Below are 15562 nucleotides of genomic sequence, written 5' to 3'. Positions count from 1 at the left end.
TATTCAAAACAGGGTTTTCACCTGACATGCTGCACTCTGGCAGCAAAACCTGATGAATTGCGGCATGACTGCCAATGCAAAGCATCAGGGGTGGTGCGCGGGGCGGGACTCGAACCCGCACAGTATTGCTACCGTCAGGACCTAAACCTGGTGCGTCTACCAATTTCGCCACCCGCGCTCCTGAAAAAACAGCGGGAATCCGGATTACTTTCCAGATTCCCGCCTGAAATCGGTCAACTTTCTATTTTAGCCTGTATCCGGGCGCGCTTTTGCAGCAACTCATCCGGCCAGGCGGATTCATGCCGAGGCTGCAGTGGCGCCGTCCTCCCTTTTCACGCGAAACCAGGCCGCGTACATCGCCGGCAAGGCCAGCAAAGTCAGCACCGTGGCAACGATCAGGCCGCCCATGATGGCGACGGCCATCGGCCCCCAGAACACGCTGCGCGACAGCGGAATCATGGCCAGCACGGCCGCCGCCGCCGTCAGCACGATGGGCCGCAGGCGGCGCACGGCGGACTCGACAATCGCGTCCCAGGCCGGCACGCCACTGGCCCGGTCCTGCTCGATCTGGTCAATCAGGATGACGGAATTGCGCTGGATCATGCCCATCAGCGCAATCACGCCGAGCAAGGCCACGAAGCCGAACGGCCGGCCCAGCAGGATCAAGGCCCCGGCCACGCCGGCAATGCCCAGTGGACCTGTGATGAACACCAGCATGGCGCGGCTGAAGCTGTGCAGCTGCAGCATCAGCAGCGTGAAGGTCAAAAACAGCATGATGGGAATCCCGGCCGCGATGGACGCCGAGCCCTTGCTGCTTTCCTCGACCGCGCCAGCCACCTCAATGCGGTAGCCGCTCATGCTGCTGCCGTGCCATTTGGCTTCGAGCGCCTTGAGCGCGGGCAGCAGCTGCGCCGTGACGGTCGCGCCCTGCAGGCCTTCGGCGATGTCGCCCTGCACCGTGATGGCGTAGTCGCGGTTTTCACGCCACATCACGCCCGGCTCCCAGGCAAACACGGGTTTGGCAATCTGCATGAGCGGAATGGTCTGGCCCGACGCGGTCGGCAAATAGGCATTGCCGATATCGGTGATCGCGCTGCGCTCGTCCAGCGGCTGGCGCAGCACGATGTCGATGAGCTTGTCGCCTTCGCGGAACTGGCCTACCGTCGAGCCGCTGAGCATCGTGCGCGAAGCCTGCGCAATCGACTGGCTGGTCACGCCCAGCGCGCGCGCCTTGGACTGGTCAACGTCCAGGCGCATCACCTTGACCGATTCGTTCCAGTTGTCATTGACGCCGCGCAGGCTGGCGTTTTCGCGCATCACCGCCTTGACCTCGTCGGCGCGCTCGCGCAGCACCAGCGGGTCGATGCCGACCACGCGGAACTGCACCGGGTACGGCACCGGCGGTCCGTTGGGCAGCAGCTTGACGCGGCCGCGCACCTCGGGAAACTCGGTGGCCAGCAGCGCCGGCAGCTTGATGCGCAGCGATTCGCGGATTTTCAGATCCCTGGGCAGCACGATCATTTGCGACACGTTGGTCTGCGGAAACACCTGGTCCAGCGGAAGGTAAAAGCGCGGCACGCCCGAGCCCAGCCAGGTGCTGACCGAGTTCACGCCCTCCTCCTGCATCAGGCGCTGCTCGACGCGCTTGGCCGTCGCTTCGTTGGCGGCAAACGAGGTGCCTTCGGGGAACCAGATATCGACCATGATCTCGGGCCGGCTGGAGTCCGGGAAGAACTGCTGCTGCACCCGGCCCATGCCGACGATGCCCAGCGCAAAGATCAGCACCGTCGCGCCAATCGTCAGCCAGCGATGCTCAACGCACCAGTTCACCGTGCGGCGAAAGGTGTTGTAGAACGGGCTGTCGAACATCTCGTGCGGGTTGTCCTCGCCGGCCTGCACCTGCAGCACATGCGGCGGCACCTTGAGCAGCAGCGTTCCCAGGTAAGGCACGAAGTACACCGAGACAACCCAGCTGAGCACCAGCGCCACCACCGTGACGGCAAAAATCGCATAGGTGTATTCGCCCGTCACCGACCGGGCCAGCCCGATGGGCAGGAAACCGGCGGCGGTGATCAGTGTGCCGGTCAGCATCGGCATGGCGGTGATTTCGTAGGCGAAGGTGGCGGCGCGCACCTTGTCGTAGCCCTCCTCCATCTTGCGCACCATCATCTCGACGGCAATGATGGCGTCATCGACCAGCAGCCCCAGCGCGATGATCAGCGAACCCAGCGAAATCTTGTGCAGGCCGATATTCAAATACCACATCGCCAGGAAGGTCAGGCTCAGCACCAGCGGAATGGTGATGCCCACGACCAGCCCCGGCCTCATGTCGATGTAGTAGCGCTTCCACAGCGGCAGTTGCCCCGGCCCCTGGTGCGGCCGCTTGTGCAGGCCCAGGCTGATGAAGCTCACGGCCAGCACGATCAGCACCGCCTCGATCAGCACGCCGACGAATTCGTTGACCGAACCGGCCACCGCCTTGGGCTGGTCCTGCATGTGGACCAGCTTGACACCGGCCGGCAAGTTGCGATCAACGCTGGCCGACAGCGTTTCCAGCGACTTGCCGAGCCGGATGATGTCGCCGCCCTTGGTCATGGCCACGCCCAGCGCAATCACTTCCTTGCCCTGGTGGTGCACCTTGACCACCGGCGGATCGACATAGCCGCGCCTGATCTCGGCAATGTCGCCCAGCAGGAACTGCTTGCCCGAGCTGCCGCGAATCGGCATGGCGCGCAACTGCTCGACGGCCTCGAACTGCCCGGCCACGCGCACCTGTACCACGTCGAGCGGCGTCTGCACCGTGCCGGCCGATTCGATCGCGTTTTGCTGGCCGAGCTGCGCCAGCACCTGGTTCAGGTCCAGCCCCAGCGTCGCCAGGCGCTTTTGCGAGACCTCGATGAAGACCTTTTCGTCCTGCACGCCGAACAGCTCGACCTTGCTGACATCGGGAACGCGCAGCAGCTGCTGGCGCACATCGTCGGCAAATAGCTTGAGTTCGGCATAGCTGAAGCCGTCGGACTCCAGCGCGTAGATCACGCCATAGACATCGCCAAAGTCATCGTTGAAGAACGGCCCCTGCACGCCGGCCGGCAGTGTGCCGCGCATGTCGCCGATCTTCTTGCGCACCGAATACCAGACGTTGGGCACCTCGCTGGCGCGGGACGAGTCCTTGATCTGAAAAATGATCTGCGACTCGCCCGGCTTGGAATAGCTGCGGATCTTGTCGGCATAGGGCGCCTCCTGCAGCGTGCGCTCCAACTTGTCGGTGACCTGCTCGGCCACCTGCTGCGCGGTGGCGCCCGGCCAGTAGGTGCGCACCACCATGGCGCGGAAGGTGAACGGCGGGTCTTCGTCCTGCCCGAGTTGGAAATAGGCCGAAAAGCCCAGCACCATCAGCACCAGCAGCAAATAGCGCGTCAGCGCCGGATGCTCCAGCGCCCAGCGCGAGAGATTGAATTTTTCCGAAGGAACATCACCTGGGCCGGCGGCCTTGTCGTGGGTCGGTTGCGTCATGCCGCGCTCACTTCGCGCCAGGGGCTGAAGCAGCCGGGACGGCAGAACCAGGTTTTGCTATCGAATCAGGAGCTGCTTGCGCCCGTCCCTCTTGCGCAGAAGGCATATTTGACTGATAAATACTGACTTTCTGGCCGGGCGACAGCACATGCACGCCGGCGCTGACCACCTGCATCCCCGGCTCCAGGCCCGAAGCCACCACGACCTCGTTGCCGTCGGCCGTCGCCACCTGGATCACCTGCGACCTGACGGTCATGGCGGCCTTGTCGAGCACCCACACCGTCGTTGCCTGGCCCTCACGGCGCAAGGCGCTGCTGGGCAGCTTGATGACCGGCGTGCCGCTGGGAACGCCCGCCTCAACGGTGACATAGACCGTTGCGCCCAGCGGCGGCGGCGCCTTGGCATCCATCGACACCTTGACCGGGTAGGTGCGCGTGACCGGGTCGCTGCTGGCGGCGACCTCGCGCACCTTGCCGGTCAATTCCGTGTTTTGCGCCCAGATGCGAATCTTCACCGGCGCGCCGACATTAAGCCCGGCCACCCGGTCCTCGGGCACCGAGAACACCACGTCGCGCACGCCGTCAGCGGCAATTCGCAGCACCGGCGCACCGGCGGCCACGACCTGGCCCGGCTCGGCCTCCACCGCCGTCACGACGCCCGACACATCGGCCGTCAGCACGGCGTAATTGCGCTGGTTGCCCTGCACCGCCGACTGCGACTGGGCCTGCTCCAGTTGCGCCTGCGCGGCCTTCAGGGTCGCTTCACGGCGCTCCAGCTCGGCGCCGCTGATGAAGTTCTGGTCCTTCAGCGCCTGGTAGCGCTTGAAATCGGCGGCGGCCAGGTTGCGGTTGGTGGCGGCGGCGCTCACCTGGGCGCGGGCGGCGTCAAAGGCCAGCCGGTAATCCTGCGGGTCGAGCTGGGCCAGCACCTGCCCGGCCAAGACCCGCTGGCCGAGTTCGGCCTGCCGCTTGATCAGCTTGCCGCCGACCCGGAATCCCAGCCGGGACTCGACCTGCGCCCGGACTTCACCGGCATATTCATAGCGCGAAGCATAGGCACTGGTGCCGACGGTGATGAGCTTCACGGCGCGAACCGGTTCCTCGGGCGGCGCGGGCCGGGAGCAGGCGACCAGCAGCGCGGCAACGCTCGCCAGGGAGACAACGGTTTTTTTCATGATGGACTAAATGGAAAAGGTTCCGGGCGAATCCGGGCAGGGGAAATAGGCAATAGGGTTGTCAGTCGAATGCTACTGACTGAGCGGTTAGTAATTTATGAGAAATGCAAAATCTTGTCAAGCGACAATCCAGCGCATGAATCCAGGCCCCTCCCCGCAATCACCAGGCATGCAAGGCGTCAGCCATTACGAGAATTTTCCGGTCGCCACCGTGCTGTGCCCGCCGCACCTGCGCCCGGCGATTGCCGCGATTTACTGGTTTGCCCGCACCGCCGACGACATCGCCGACGAGGGCGATGCGCTACCGCAGGCGCGGCTGGACGACCTGGCGGCCTACCGCGCCGACCTGATGGCGACGGCTGCCGGCCGGGCGCCATCGCCGCGCTGGGCCGAGGTATTCGGGCGGCTGGGGCCGGTCATCCGGCAATTCGCGCTGCCGGTGGACTTGCTGGCCGACCTGCTCAGCGCCTTCGAGCAAGATGTCATCAAGCAGCGCTACGCCAGCCAGGCCGAGCTGCTCGACTACTGCCGGCGCTCGGCCAATCCGGTCGGCCGGCTGCTGCTGCACCTGTACGGCGTGAAGGATGCGCCGTCGCTGATCGAGAGCGACTGCATCTGCAGCGCGCTGCAGTTGATCAATTTCTGGCAGGACCTGGGCGTTGACATTGCGCGCGGCCGCATCTACCTGCCGGCCGACGCCTGGGGTCCGCATGGGGTTGACGAAGCGCAGCTGCTGGGCTTGCAAAGCAATCCGAATACTATTAATTTAATAGCTGCTCACGCCCGCCAGTCAAGCGCAATGATGCTAAAAGGCTCAAAACTGGTGAAAAAAGTTCCCGGACGCGGCGGCTGGGAACTGCGGCTGGTGGTGCAAGGCGGCCTGCGCATCCTGGACAAGATCGAAGCACTGGGCTTTGACACGCTGCAGCGGCGGCCCAAGCTCGGCGCCTGGGATGTGGCGGTGATGGGCTGGCGGGCCTTGTGGATGTGAGGCCGCCCACGGCATCGGATTGAAAAACCGTCATTTCAGCCTGCGACAATCCCCGCATGACACCCGAGAATTATGTCCAGCAAAAAGCCGCCGCCTCCGGCAGCAGTTTTTATTACGCCTTCCTGTTCCTGCCCCCGGAAAAGCGCGCCGCCATCACCGCTTTTTACGCCTTTTGCCGCGAAATCGACGATGTCGTCGATGAAGTCACCGACCCCGGCGTGGCGCACACCAAGCTGGGCTGGTGGCAGGGCGAGGTCAGCAAGTCGTTTTCCGGCAACCCGACGCATCCGGTGATGAAGGCACTGATGCCCATGACCGCCACCTATGGCATTGAAGCGCGGCATTTGCAGGCGGTCATCGAAGGCTGCCAGATGGACCTGACGCAAAACCGCTACCTGGACTTTCCCGCGCTGCAGCGCTACTGCCACCTGGTCGCGGGCATCGTCGGCGAGGTGGCGGCGCGCATCTTCGGCCAGACCGACGACGCCACCACCGCCTACGCGCACAAGCTGGGCCTGGCGTTCCAGTTGACCAACATCATCCGCGACGTGGGCGAAGACGCCATGCGCGGGCGCATCTACCTGCCGGTCAACGAGCTGCAGCAGTTCGATGTGAAGGCGCACGAAGTCCTCAAGCGCCAGTATTCGGACCGCTTCACCGCGCTGATGAAGTTCCAGACCGAGCGCGCCTTGAGCCTGTACGACGAAGCGCTGGCCCTGCTGCCCGCCGTCGACCGCCGCGCCCAAAAGCCCGGCCTGATGATGGCCAGCATCTACCGCACGCTGCTGCGCGAAATCGCCGCCGATAACTACCAGGTGCTGCACCAGCGCGTCAGCCTGACGCCGCTGCGCAAGTTCTGGCTGGCGTGGAAAACGCAGGCCTTCGGCAAAGTGGTATGACCCCCACGCTTTTCACTTCGTGTAATGCGCTGCTCCCCGAGGGGGCCGCTGCGCCTGCGGCCCGGCAAAGCCGTCTCCGTGGCCCCTGCTGCTGGAGAGGGAAAGCGTCTGCTTCTAGTGATTTGGCCACATGAAAGTCGCCATCGTCGGCGCGGGCTGGGCCGGCTGCGCCGCCGCCGTCGAGGCGACGCGCCTGGGCCATCAGGTCACGGTTTTCGAGGCTTCGCGCACCGCCGGCGGCCGCGCGCGGCGGGTCATGATCACCGTGGCCGGCCGGCAGGTCGCCCTGGACAACGGCCAGCACATCCTGATCGGCGCTTATTCCGAGACGCTGCGGCTGATGAAGGAACTGGACGTTGATGCATCCGCGTCCTTCCTGCGCCTGCCGCTGACGATGCAATTCCCCGATGGCAGCGGCCTGAAGCTGCCCGACTGGCCGGCGCCGCTGGACGCCTTCGCCGGCATCCTGACGGCCGGCGGCTGGTCGTGGGCCGACAAGCTGTCGCTGCTCAGGGTGGCGCTGGGCTGGCGGCTGGGCGGATTCGCCTGCCAGCCCGGTCGGTCGGTCAGCGATTTATGCCGGGGCCTGGCGCCCGGCGCGATGGCCTCGCTGATCGAGCCGCTGTGCGTGTCGGCGCTGAACACGCCGGCCGAACGCGCCAGCGGACAGGTGTTTTTGCGCGTGATGCGCGACGCGCTGTTTGCGCAAAGCGGCGGCTCGAACCTGCTGCTGCCGCGCGTGGACCTGAATGCCCTGCTGCCCGATGCGGCGCTGGCCTGGCTCACAACGAACGGCGGCACGCAGCGTCTGGGCGTTCGGGTGCAGGCGCTGGCGCCAGCCGGAACGGGCTGGTCGGTCGGCGGCGAAACCTTTGAGCGCGTCGTGCTGGCCTGCCCGCCGGTTGAAGCGGCGCGGCTGGCGGAAAGCAGCGGTGTCGCGGCTGACGCCTGGCTCGCGCAGACACGCGGCCTGCGGCATGAAGCGCTGACCACCGTGTATGTCCATGCCGACCAGGCCGGTTTGCGCCAGCCCATGCTGGCCTTGCCGGCGACTTCAACCGAACCCGCGCAGTTTGCATTTGACCGTGGACAGCTTGGCGGCCCGGCGGGCTTGCTGGCCTTTGTCATCAGCGCCAGCAGCGGCGACGGCGCCACGCTCACGCGGCAGGTGCTCGCGCAGGCGGCGCGGCAACTCGGGCTGACGGACCTGCAGCCGGTGCAGACGATTGTCGAAAAACGCGCCACCTTTGCCTGCACGCCGGGTTTGCTGCGCCCCGCCGCCCGGGTCGCCGGGGGCCTGCTGGCTTGCGGCGACTACATTGCCGGGCCGTATCCGGCGACGCTCGAAGGCGCGGTGCGCTCCGGCCTGGAAGCGGCCAGGGCTTTGCGCTGAAGCGCTGGCCGCCCGCTCTTTAATTAATAGCTGGCTATGCAGGCGCAACAAGCGCATCAGTCACTTTTTGCCATTGATCTGACCGCCTGGTACGCGGGCCGCGCCAGACAGCGCTGCAGCCATTCGCGCACCTGCGGACACTGCGCTATCAAGTCGCTGGCGCTTTCCAGCCACGCCACCACCGACGCCACGCAGATATCGGCCACGGTAAAGCGTTCGCCGGCCAGCCAGGGGCGGTCTTGCAAATGCTGGTTCAGGATGCGCAGGGGGCCGGCCAGGTGCCTGAGCGACTCTTCGGCCAGCTGGGGTTTGCGGCGTTCGGCCGGCATCAGCACGCCGTGCATCAGGAAAATCAGCGCGTCTTTTTCGCACTCGGTCACGACCCAGAAACTCCAGCGCAGGATCTCGGCACGCTCGGCATGGGTCTGGGCCGCCAGCGATAAACCATCGCGACCCATGAAGCGCTCGGCCAAATACAGGGTGCAGGCCATCGACTCCCAGACCAGCACGCCGCCATCGTCCACCACCGGAATGCGCCCGTTCGGGTTGACCTTCAGGAACTCGGGCGTGCGCGTGGCGCCGCCCAGGTAAGGCAGGGGAATGTGCTCGTAAGCCAGGCCCAACTCGTGCGCCACCCACAGGGGACGTGCGGCGCGGGAAGCGGCGGTGCCGTAGATTTTCAGAGTCATGAAACCATTCAGTAAAGTGATGAAGTTCAGGCGGGAAACAACTGGCACAACTCGGCCAGCGTGGTCACGGTTTCGTGCGGCTGGGCCGGATGCGTCCACGGATGGTCGGTGCGGTTGACCCAGACCGTCTGCATGCCGCAAGCCAGCGCCGCCAGCACATCGAGCGCGGCGTCGTCGCCCACATGCAGCACTTCATGCGGCTGCACCCCGGCCGCTGTTGCCGCCGCCCGGAAAATGCGCGGGTCGGGCTTGCCCACGCCGAACTGCTGGGCGCTGAGGCTGGCCTTGAAATAGGGTCCGATGCCGATGCGCTGGATGTCGGCGTTGCCGTTGGACAGCGCCACCAGCGGAAAGCGGCCCGCCAAAAATTCCAGCGACTGCGGCACGTCGCCGAACAGCGTGACGCGGTTGCGCTCGGCAAAAAAAATCTCAAACGCGGGCTCGGCCAAATCCGGGTCTTCGCCGCTGCGGCTCAGGGCCAGCCGGATGGCCTTGCTGCGCAGGGCGCTCAAGTTGTGCTTCAGTTCCGGATGCAAGCCGTTGACATGCTCGCGAATCTCGTGGCGCGCCGCCGGCTGGGCCTGCAATGCCGCCGTCCGTGGGGCATGCCGGGCCAGCCAGTCAAGCAGCGCCTGCTCGGCCCGCGCTATGGCCGGCCAGACCGGCCAGAGGGTATCGTCCAGATCGAGGGTAATGGCTTTGATAAGGGTAAGGTCAAGCATGGCTTGGGCGAGAATACCGCATGTCATTTGCACCCGAGCCCACCTTCACCCACGGCGCGCCGCCCCAAGCGCTTGCCACCACCGCCATTTTGCTCTGCAACCTGGGCACGCCCGACGAACCCACGGCCCCGGCGCTGCGCCGCTACCTGGGCGAATTTTTGAGCGATGCGCGCGTGGTGGAGATTCCCAGGGCTGTCTGGTGGCTGATTTTGCACGGCATCATCTTGCGCACTCGCCCCAAGAAATCGGCCGCCAAGTACGCCAGCGTCTGGCTGCCCGAAGGCTCGCCGCTCAAGGTCTGGACCGAAAAGCAGGCGCTCATGCTGCGCGGCTACCTCGGCAAGCGCGGGCATGCGGTCGAAGTGCGCTACGCCATGCGCTACGGCAACCCGTCGATTGCCTCGCAGCTCGACCAGCTCAAGGCGGACGGCGTGACGCGCGTGCTGATCCTGCCGGCCTACCCGCAGTACAGCGGCACCACGACGGCCAGCGTGTTTGACGCGGTGTACGCCTGGGCCGCCAGGATTCGCCGGATTCCCGAATTCCGCTTCATCAATCATTACCACGACGACCCCGGCTACATCGCCGCGCTGGCCGACAAGATCCGCAGGCACTGGCAGCAAAGCGGCCAGGCCGAGCAGCTGGTGATGAGCTTTCATGGCGTGCCCGAGCGCACCCTGCAGCTGGGCGACCCCTACCACTGCGAATGCCAGAAAACGGCGCGGCTGGTGGCCGAAAAACTGGCGCTGCCTAAGGACCGCTACAAGGTCACCTTCCAGTCCCGTTTTGGCAAGGCCAAATGGCTGGAGCCCTACACCGAGCCGACCCTCGTCCAGATGGCGCGGTCAGGCGTCAAAAGCGTCGATGTGGTCTGCCCCGGCTTTACCGGCGACTGCCTGGAAACGCTGGAGGAAATCTCGATGGAAGCGCGCCATGCCTTTTTGCAGGCAGGCGGCAAGACCTTCAACTACATCGAATGCCTGAACGACAGCCCGCAGTGGCTGGCGGCCTTGAGCGAACTCGGCATCCGGCACATGGGCGGCTGGCCGACAGCCGCGCCGGCGGAGCCGCAAGCCTTGAACGACTCGCGCGCCAGGGCGCTGGCGCTGGGCGCAAGCCAATGATTTTTGCCCGCCAGCCGCTTCAAGCAGGCCGGCTCTGCATGGGCTGGAAAACCGGGTCGTCGTAGGCGCGAAAGGTGTCGAACGCCGGATGCGGTTTGCCGGCGCGAATCAGGGCGCGCATGCCTGCCCGGCTGGCGGCGATGGCGTCACGGTCAAACCGGTCGCCGATCATCAGCGCGCGCCGCGCCGGCACGCCCGTCTGACGCAGGATGGACAGCAGGCCGCAAGGGTCGGGCTTGAGCCGGGCAATGCCTGCATCGGTGGCGCAGACGACGGGCGCGGCCCGCAGCCCGAGGGCCGCCAGCTTGTCCGTGGCCGGATAGTCGGAAAACACCGCGACCTGCTTGCCTGCGCCGCGCAAGCCGGCAAACAGCGTGTCCAGGTGCGGGTAGCGGCAGCCGGCCAGAAATGGCAAGGGCTTGCGCTCCATCCATTCGTCGGTCAGGGCGCGCACCTCGCCCTCGGTCTTGTGGTGCCGTGCCGCCGTCCGGGCATATTGCAGGCGCATGAAATCGACCTCCGGACGGTCGCCGAGCGCTTCCCGAACCTGGCGAAAGGTGCGCAAGGTCAGCAGCGTGTCCAGGCTGCGTGTCTGCCATGTGGCCGCCAGCAGGCAGCGCAGCATGGCCAGGCGCAGGCGCCGCTGGTCGTACAGCGTTCCGTCCACGTCGAACACGACGAGGTCGATTTCTTTCCAGTCGAGCAAGGGGCTCAAGGCTTGTCCTTCAGTTTCGTTTTCAGTTTTTTCGTTATGGGGCATCCCGCAATGCAGCGGATTATGCGGGCCGTCCTTCACCGGCACCCGCTCCCGGCCGGGGCCGGCAACCTCTGCAGGGCGCTGCCTTATCTTTTCGTTCGGCCCGCGCCTACAGGCACTTGGCGCCGACTGGGGCAAAGTGAGGTTATTTATAAAGGAGACTGGCCGTGAAAAAATGGAAACTGGTTCTTACCCAAGGGCTACTTGCGGGCAGTCTGGCCAGCGCCTTTTCCACGGCGGTGCTGGCGCTCACGGGTCGCCGCGAGGCAGGCAGCGCGGCAGCACCCCTCAATGCGGCCAGCCATTGGTACTGGGGCCGGTTCACGCCCGGCTCCGAGCACCGCCTCTCAACCGAAGCCCTGGTGGCGGTTTATGCCGCACTCGCCGTGGGCCTGGCAGCCGGCGCGCTAGCCCTTCGCGACCAGTACGCGGATGAAGACAAGCCGAAAAAGCCAGAAGAGCAAGAACCCGAGGAACCCGAGCCCCGCATCGTTCGCCATGTGAGGGCCGGCAATATTTAAGATGGGCCTGGCCTGGAATAATCCGTTTGTGCTATTTTTTCAATAGCACTATCAGCCCACTGGTATTGCGAAAATGGCATTTTTTGTTGCCCAAAATGATGCGCTGACCGCTCCATGGCCGCCGGTCAGGCGTTTCATCGCGGCCTGCGCGGCACCACCAGCTTGTAAACCGAATGCTGCAGCACATCGCCATGCTGGTTGCGCGTTTCGCTGCGCACCACCACCATGCCCCGATCCGGCCGCGAACGCGAGGGCGTGACGCTGACCACTTCGCTCTCGACACGCAGCACATCGCCGGGCCGGGTCGGCTTGGGCCAGCTGATCTCGCCGCCGGCACCGATGATGCCGCCCGCCAGCGGCAGGCCGCCGCCCACCAGCAGGCGCATGGTGATGGCCGCCGTGTGCCAGCCGCTGGCGGCCAAGCCGCCAAACAGCGTACTCTTGGCCGCCTCATGGTCCAGGTGGAAAGGCTGCGGGTCGAACTGCAGGGCAAAGGCCATGATTTGGTCCTCGTCAAGCAGATGCCCGGCACTCGTGAAGCGTTCGCCGGCCTGCAGGTCGTCGAGGTAGAGGACGGTGAAGGCGCTGGAGGTAGAGCTGATGGTGTCCATGGTGGCGTTCTTTCGGTTCAGATGGGTTTAACCCGGTTTCAAACAGCGCTCAAGCATTCGCCGTCTTCAAGCCGCGCTGGCGGCAGCCGGCCGGCGCGCCTCGCGAATCGGCAGGTTGACCAGCGCGGCGCCGACGGCCAGCACGATGTCGATGTACCAGACCCAGTCGTAGCTGCCGGTCGCCTGAAACACGTAGCCGCCCAGGTAAGCGCCCAAAAAGCCGCCGACCTGGTGCGCCAGCATCACGACGCCGAACAGCATCGCCATGTTGGCCGTGCCGAACATCTTGGCCACCAGCCCCACCGTGGGCGGCACGGTCGATAAAAAGGTCACGCCCATTACAGCGGCAAACACCAGCATCACGGCGGGCGTCTTGGGCGCCAGCAGAAACACCAGCACTGCCAGGCCGCGCGTGGCGTAAAGCAGCGCCAGCAGCGACTTCATGCGCCAGCGGCCGACCGCCCAGCCCATGGCCAGGCTGCCGACGATGTTGAACAGGCCGATCATCGCCAGCGCCCAGCCGCCGATGGCCGGCGGCAAGCCACAGGCAGCCACCACGCCCGGCAGGTGCGTCGCCAGAAATGCCACATGGAATCCGCACACCAGAAAGCCCAGGCTCAGGTAGCGGTAACTCGGCGTGGCCAGCGCCTGGCCGATGGCCTGGCGGGCGCTGAGCGGCTTGACGCCGGAAGCAGCCGCAGCCTGCGCATTCAGCGCATTGGAGTTGCCCCTGAGCACCCACACGGCGGGCAGCGCCAGCAGCACCAGCACGCCCAGCCACTGCATCGCGCTGGCCCAGCCGAGCGAAGCCGTCAGGCCGATGGCGATCGGCGCCATGGCGAACTGCCCGAACGAGCCGCCGGCATTGACGATGCCGGTGGCCAGGCCGCGCTTTTCAGGCGCCACCAGGCGGGTGCTGGCGGCCATCAGCACCGAAGGCCCGGCCATGCCGGCGCCGCCCGCCGCCAGCACGCCAATCGCGAAAATCAGCCCCGCCGTGGTCGTCATCAGCGGCGTGATGAAGGTGCCCACGGCCACCAGCAGCAAGCCGATGCTGATCACGCGCCCGGTACCGATGCGGTCCGCCACCGCGCCGGCAAAAGGCTGCGTCAGCCCCCACCAGAGCTGACCGAAAGCGAAGGCCAGGCTGATGCTGCCCACGCCCAGCGCGGTCGAGGTGTTGAGCGCCGACAGGAACAGGCCCATGGTCTGGCGCACGCCCATGGTCAGGGCAAAGGCGCCGCCGGCCGCCAGCAGGACCAGCCAGGTGGCGATGTACTTTTTGGGCGTTGCGGATTCATTCATCATCGGCTCCAGATTCAGGGTTGACAGGCGACAGGCGTTCGAGCGATTCGTTGATCAGGCCGTGCAGGGCAATCACGCGGCCGGCGCCCAGCCGCTGGTTCAGGCTTTCCTGCGCCACTTTCCAGCGGCCCAGCGCTTCTTCGCGCTTGGCGCGCCCGGCCGGCGTGATGGCCACGGTTCGGCTGCGCGCGTCGCTGCCGGCGGTCAACTCCAGCCAGCCCGCATCCACCAGCGGCTTGAGGTTGCGCGTCAGGGTGGAGGCGCTCATCTTCATGCTTTTGGCCAGCTCGCCGGGCCGCAGCGGGCCGAGCTTGAGCACGTAGCTCAGCAGCGAATACTGCGTGGTCTTGAGCCCGGCGCTGGCCATTTCAAGGTCGTAGTGCTGCGACACCTGGCGCATCAACTGCCGCAGCTTGAAGTTGGTGCAGCCCAGCGTTTTGAGTTCGGCCTTCAGGTCGAGGCCGGCTGGCGTGGGGGAAATGACGGGAGGAGTGGACATGGTTTTGATTGTATCTACAATTGTTGTATATGCAACTTAAAACCTCATCATGACCCCACAAGCCACATTGACCCACTGGATCGAAGAAAGCGCTGCCGTGCGCGCCCGCATGCTGGCCGGCGGCGGCAAGCCGGGCTTGGCGCGCCCCGAGAGCGTGGCGGGCAAGACCGGCCTGGAAATCATGCAGGCGATGCTGGCCGGTGCCCTGCCCTACCCGCACATTGCCGAAACGCTGGATTTTTCGCTGATCGCGGTCGAGCCCGGCAAGGCGGTTTTCCAGGGAACGCCGCAGCTCAAGCACTACAACCCGCTGGGCACGGTGCATGGCGGCTGGTACGCGACGCTGCTCGATTCAGCCGTGGGCTGCGCCGTGCACACCATGATGCCGGCCGGACGCGGCTACACCACGGCCGAGCTGAGCCTGAACATCGTGCGGGCGGCCTCGCATGCCACCGGGCCGCTGCGCGCCATCGGCATGGTCATTCATTGCGGCAGGCAGCTGGCCACGGCCGAGGGCCGCATCGTCGGGCCGGACGGCAAGCTGTATGCGCATGCGACCACGACCTGCCTGGTGTTCGAGTTGCCGGCGCGGGCTTAGGCAGGCAAGGACGGCCGGACGGCCAGCCATCACGGAGGGTTAATGCGCCACCCGAAACCGCGTTCCCCGGAAACTGAACACCGAACTCTTGGCGTGGATTTCCTCCAGGTTCACACCGGGCGCGGCCTGGCTGCCCTGGCCTAACACCTGGTTGTTCACCAGCAGCAGCCGCTGCGCTGGGTTGGCCGAGTAAACGGAGCCGGAGATGGCCAGCGGGGGAATGTCGCGACGCAGGCCTTCGGGCAGATCGCCGAGCAGCGGGATGGTGGCCGGGGCCGCCTGGGTGGCGGGTGCCTTGGCGACCGGCTCAGGCTTGGGTTTGGGCGGCGCCTGCATGGCAGCGGCAGGCGCTGGCGGCGCCGGCTTTGGCACGGGTTTGGGCGCGGCGCGGGCCACGGCGGGCGGCGAAGAGGCGGCTGCCCGTGGCACCGCAACTACAGGCGGCGTGGGGATGGAGGGCAATGGGGCTGGTGGCGGCACTGGCTGCGCCAGCGGCACGGGCGCCGCTGGACTGACCACGGCAGGCTCCACCGCAGCCACGCGCACGGCGCTGTCCGGCTTTTGCCAGAACCACAGGCCAGCGGCCAGCCCGGCCAGCACCAGCGCCGCAACGACGGCCAGCCAAACGCGTTTTTGAACACCGGGGCCAGCCGGGACGGCAGGCATCGTCGCGTGGCGCGACTGCAGGCCGGGCACGGCGCCGCGTTCGCGTTCGGCATCGGCCCGTTTCAGAGCATCGAGGATATAGGACATGGGTTTTGGTTTG

General features: G+C 65.9%; 15 protein-coding genes and 1 tRNA gene. 6 read left to right on the top strand and 10 right to left on the bottom strand.

Translation table 11 applies throughout. The annotated features are described in order from the left end of the window. Positions 1–91 precede the first annotated feature (91 nt). The 3 genes from ABLV49_RS06075 to ABLV49_RS06065 form a co-directional block, all read right to left on the bottom strand. Positions 92–178, bottom strand: a tRNA-Leu gene (locus ABLV49_RS06075). A gap of 119 nt (positions 179–297) precedes the next feature. After that, positions 298–3513 (bottom strand): efflux RND transporter permease subunit, encoded by a 3216-nt coding sequence (locus ABLV49_RS06070; RefSeq protein WP_349280746.1) that lies wholly within the window; start codon positions 3511–3513, stop codon positions 298–300. A 7-nt stretch (positions 3514–3520) separates the two neighbouring features. After that, on the bottom strand, positions 3521–4687 hold the full coding sequence (locus tag ABLV49_RS06065; protein ID WP_349280745.1) for an efflux RND transporter periplasmic adaptor subunit: 1167 nt from the start codon (positions 4685–4687) through the stop codon (positions 3521–3523). A gap of 136 nt (positions 4688–4823) precedes the next feature. Here ABLV49_RS06065 and hpnC point away from each other — a divergent pair, with 136 nt between their 5' ends. The 3 genes from hpnC to hpnE all read left to right on the top strand — a co-directional run bounded on the left by hpnC (position 4824) and on the right by hpnE (position 7970). After that, positions 4824–5678 carry a squalene synthase HpnC gene (hpnC, locus tag ABLV49_RS06060; protein WP_349280744.1) on the top strand — a complete coding sequence of 285 codons (855 nt, stop codon included), beginning with the start codon at positions 4824–4826 and terminating at the stop codon, positions 5676–5678. Between the two features lie 56 nt (positions 5679–5734). Then, the gene (gene hpnD / locus ABLV49_RS06055; RefSeq protein WP_349280743.1) at positions 5735–6577 is read left to right on the top strand and encodes a presqualene diphosphate synthase HpnD; all 843 of its coding nucleotides are present in this window, start codon (positions 5735–5737) and stop codon (positions 6575–6577) included. A gap of 130 nt (positions 6578–6707) precedes the next feature. Continuing rightward, positions 6708–7970: a hydroxysqualene dehydroxylase HpnE gene (gene hpnE / locus ABLV49_RS06050; RefSeq protein WP_349280742.1), complete on the top strand. Its 1263-nt coding sequence runs from the start codon at positions 6708–6710 to the stop codon at positions 7968–7970. Between the two features lie 56 nt (positions 7971–8026). On the opposite strand, the gene ABLV49_RS06045 is transcribed toward hpnE, so the two are convergent. Continuing rightward, entirely contained in the window at positions 8027–8659 is a 633-nt protein-coding gene (locus ABLV49_RS06045; RefSeq protein ID WP_349280741.1) for a glutathione S-transferase family protein, read from the bottom strand. A 26-nt stretch (positions 8660–8685) separates the two neighbouring features. Further along, positions 8686–9381: an HAD family hydrolase gene (locus ABLV49_RS06040; RefSeq protein WP_349280740.1), complete on the bottom strand. Its 696-nt coding sequence runs from the start codon at positions 9379–9381 to the stop codon at positions 8686–8688. Between the two features lie 20 nt (positions 9382–9401). On the opposite strand from ABLV49_RS06040, the gene hemH reads away from it, so the two are divergent. Continuing rightward, positions 9402–10505: a ferrochelatase gene (gene hemH, locus ABLV49_RS06035; RefSeq protein ID WP_349280739.1), complete on the top strand. Its 1104-nt coding sequence runs from the start codon at positions 9402–9404 to the stop codon at positions 10503–10505. 19 nt (positions 10506–10524) lie between these two features. Here hemH and ABLV49_RS06030 read toward each other — a convergent pair whose 3' ends face one another. Then, positions 10525–11220 carry an HAD family hydrolase gene (locus ABLV49_RS06030; protein WP_349280738.1) on the bottom strand — a complete coding sequence of 232 codons (696 nt, stop codon included), beginning with the start codon at positions 11218–11220 and terminating at the stop codon, positions 10525–10527. A 209-nt stretch (positions 11221–11429) separates the two neighbouring features. Between ABLV49_RS06030 and ABLV49_RS06025 the strand changes: the two genes are divergently transcribed. Then, entirely contained in the window at positions 11430–11783 is a 354-nt protein-coding gene (locus tag ABLV49_RS06025) for a hypothetical protein (protein WP_349280737.1), read from the top strand. Positions 11784–11917: 134 nt separating this feature from the next. Here ABLV49_RS06025 and ABLV49_RS06020 read toward each other — a convergent pair whose 3' ends face one another. The 3 genes from ABLV49_RS06020 to ABLV49_RS06010 form a co-directional block, all read right to left on the bottom strand. Further along, complete coding sequence (locus ABLV49_RS06020; RefSeq protein ID WP_349280736.1) at positions 11918–12394, bottom strand: MaoC family dehydratase; 477 nt, start codon at positions 12392–12394, stop codon at positions 11918–11920. 66 nt (positions 12395–12460) lie between these two features. Next, complete coding sequence (locus ABLV49_RS06015) at positions 12461–13699, bottom strand: MFS transporter (RefSeq protein ID WP_349280735.1); 1239 nt, start codon at positions 13697–13699, stop codon at positions 12461–12463. Beyond that, positions 13692–14198 carry a MarR family winged helix-turn-helix transcriptional regulator gene (locus ABLV49_RS06010; RefSeq protein WP_349280734.1) on the bottom strand — a complete coding sequence of 169 codons (507 nt, stop codon included), beginning with the start codon at positions 14196–14198 and terminating at the stop codon, positions 13692–13694. Before ABLV49_RS06010 ends, ABLV49_RS06015 begins: the two co-directional genes overlap by 8 nt. Positions 14199–14247: 49 nt before the next feature. On the opposite strand from ABLV49_RS06010, the gene ABLV49_RS06005 reads away from it, so the two are divergent. Further along, positions 14248–14796 (top strand): PaaI family thioesterase, encoded by a 549-nt coding sequence (locus ABLV49_RS06005; RefSeq protein WP_349280733.1) that lies wholly within the window; start codon positions 14248–14250, stop codon positions 14794–14796. 39 nt (positions 14797–14835) lie between these two features. On the opposite strand, the gene ABLV49_RS06000 is transcribed toward ABLV49_RS06005, so the two are convergent. Then, the gene (locus ABLV49_RS06000; protein WP_349280732.1) at positions 14836–15549 is read right to left on the bottom strand and encodes a general secretion pathway protein GspB; all 714 of its coding nucleotides are present in this window, start codon (positions 15547–15549) and stop codon (positions 14836–14838) included. Between the last annotated feature and the right edge of the window lie 13 nt (positions 15550–15562).

Source organism: Polaromonas hydrogenivorans (assembly GCF_040105105.1).
GTDB lineage: Bacteria > Pseudomonadota > Gammaproteobacteria > Burkholderiales > Burkholderiaceae_C > Polaromonas > Polaromonas hydrogenivorans.
Note: the sequence above shows the minus strand (reverse complement) of the source record. Positions and strands in the feature narration are given on the sequence as shown.

Coding starts and splice junctions, on each gene's coding strand:
- ABLV49_RS06070 (WP_349280746.1), bottom strand. CDS start 3,513: ATGACGCAACCGACCCACGACAAGGCCGCCGGCCCAGGTGATGTTCCT.
- hpnC (WP_349280744.1), top strand. CDS start 4,824: ATGAATCCAGGCCCCTCCCCGCAATCACCAGGCATGCAAGGCGTCAGC.
- ABLV49_RS06005 (WP_349280733.1), top strand. CDS start 14,248: ATGACCCCACAAGCCACATTGACCCACTGGATCGAAGAAAGCGCTGCC.
- ABLV49_RS06015 (WP_349280735.1), bottom strand. CDS start 13,699: ATGAATGAATCCGCAACGCCCAAAAAGTACATCGCCACCTGGCTGGTC.
- hemH (WP_349280739.1), top strand. CDS start 9,402: ATGTCATTTGCACCCGAGCCCACCTTCACCCACGGCGCGCCGCCCCAA.
- ABLV49_RS06020 (WP_349280736.1), bottom strand. CDS start 12,394: ATGGACACCATCAGCTCTACCTCCAGCGCCTTCACCGTCCTCTACCTC.
- ABLV49_RS06065 (WP_349280745.1), bottom strand. CDS start 4,687: ATGAAAAAAACCGTTGTCTCCCTGGCGAGCGTTGCCGCGCTGCTGGTC.
- hpnD (WP_349280743.1), top strand. CDS start 5,735: ATGACACCCGAGAATTATGTCCAGCAAAAAGCCGCCGCCTCCGGCAGC.
- hpnE (WP_349280742.1), top strand. CDS start 6,708: ATGAAAGTCGCCATCGTCGGCGCGGGCTGGGCCGGCTGCGCCGCCGCC.
- ABLV49_RS06045 (WP_349280741.1), bottom strand. CDS start 8,659: ATGACTCTGAAAATCTACGGCACCGCCGCTTCCCGCGCCGCACGTCCC.
- ABLV49_RS06040 (WP_349280740.1), bottom strand. CDS start 9,381: ATGCTTGACCTTACCCTTATCAAAGCCATTACCCTCGATCTGGACGAT.
- ABLV49_RS06010 (WP_349280734.1), bottom strand. CDS start 14,198: ATGTCCACTCCTCCCGTCATTTCCCCCACGCCAGCCGGCCTCGACCTG.
- ABLV49_RS06000 (WP_349280732.1), bottom strand. CDS start 15,549: ATGTCCTATATCCTCGATGCTCTGAAACGGGCCGATGCCGAACGCGAA.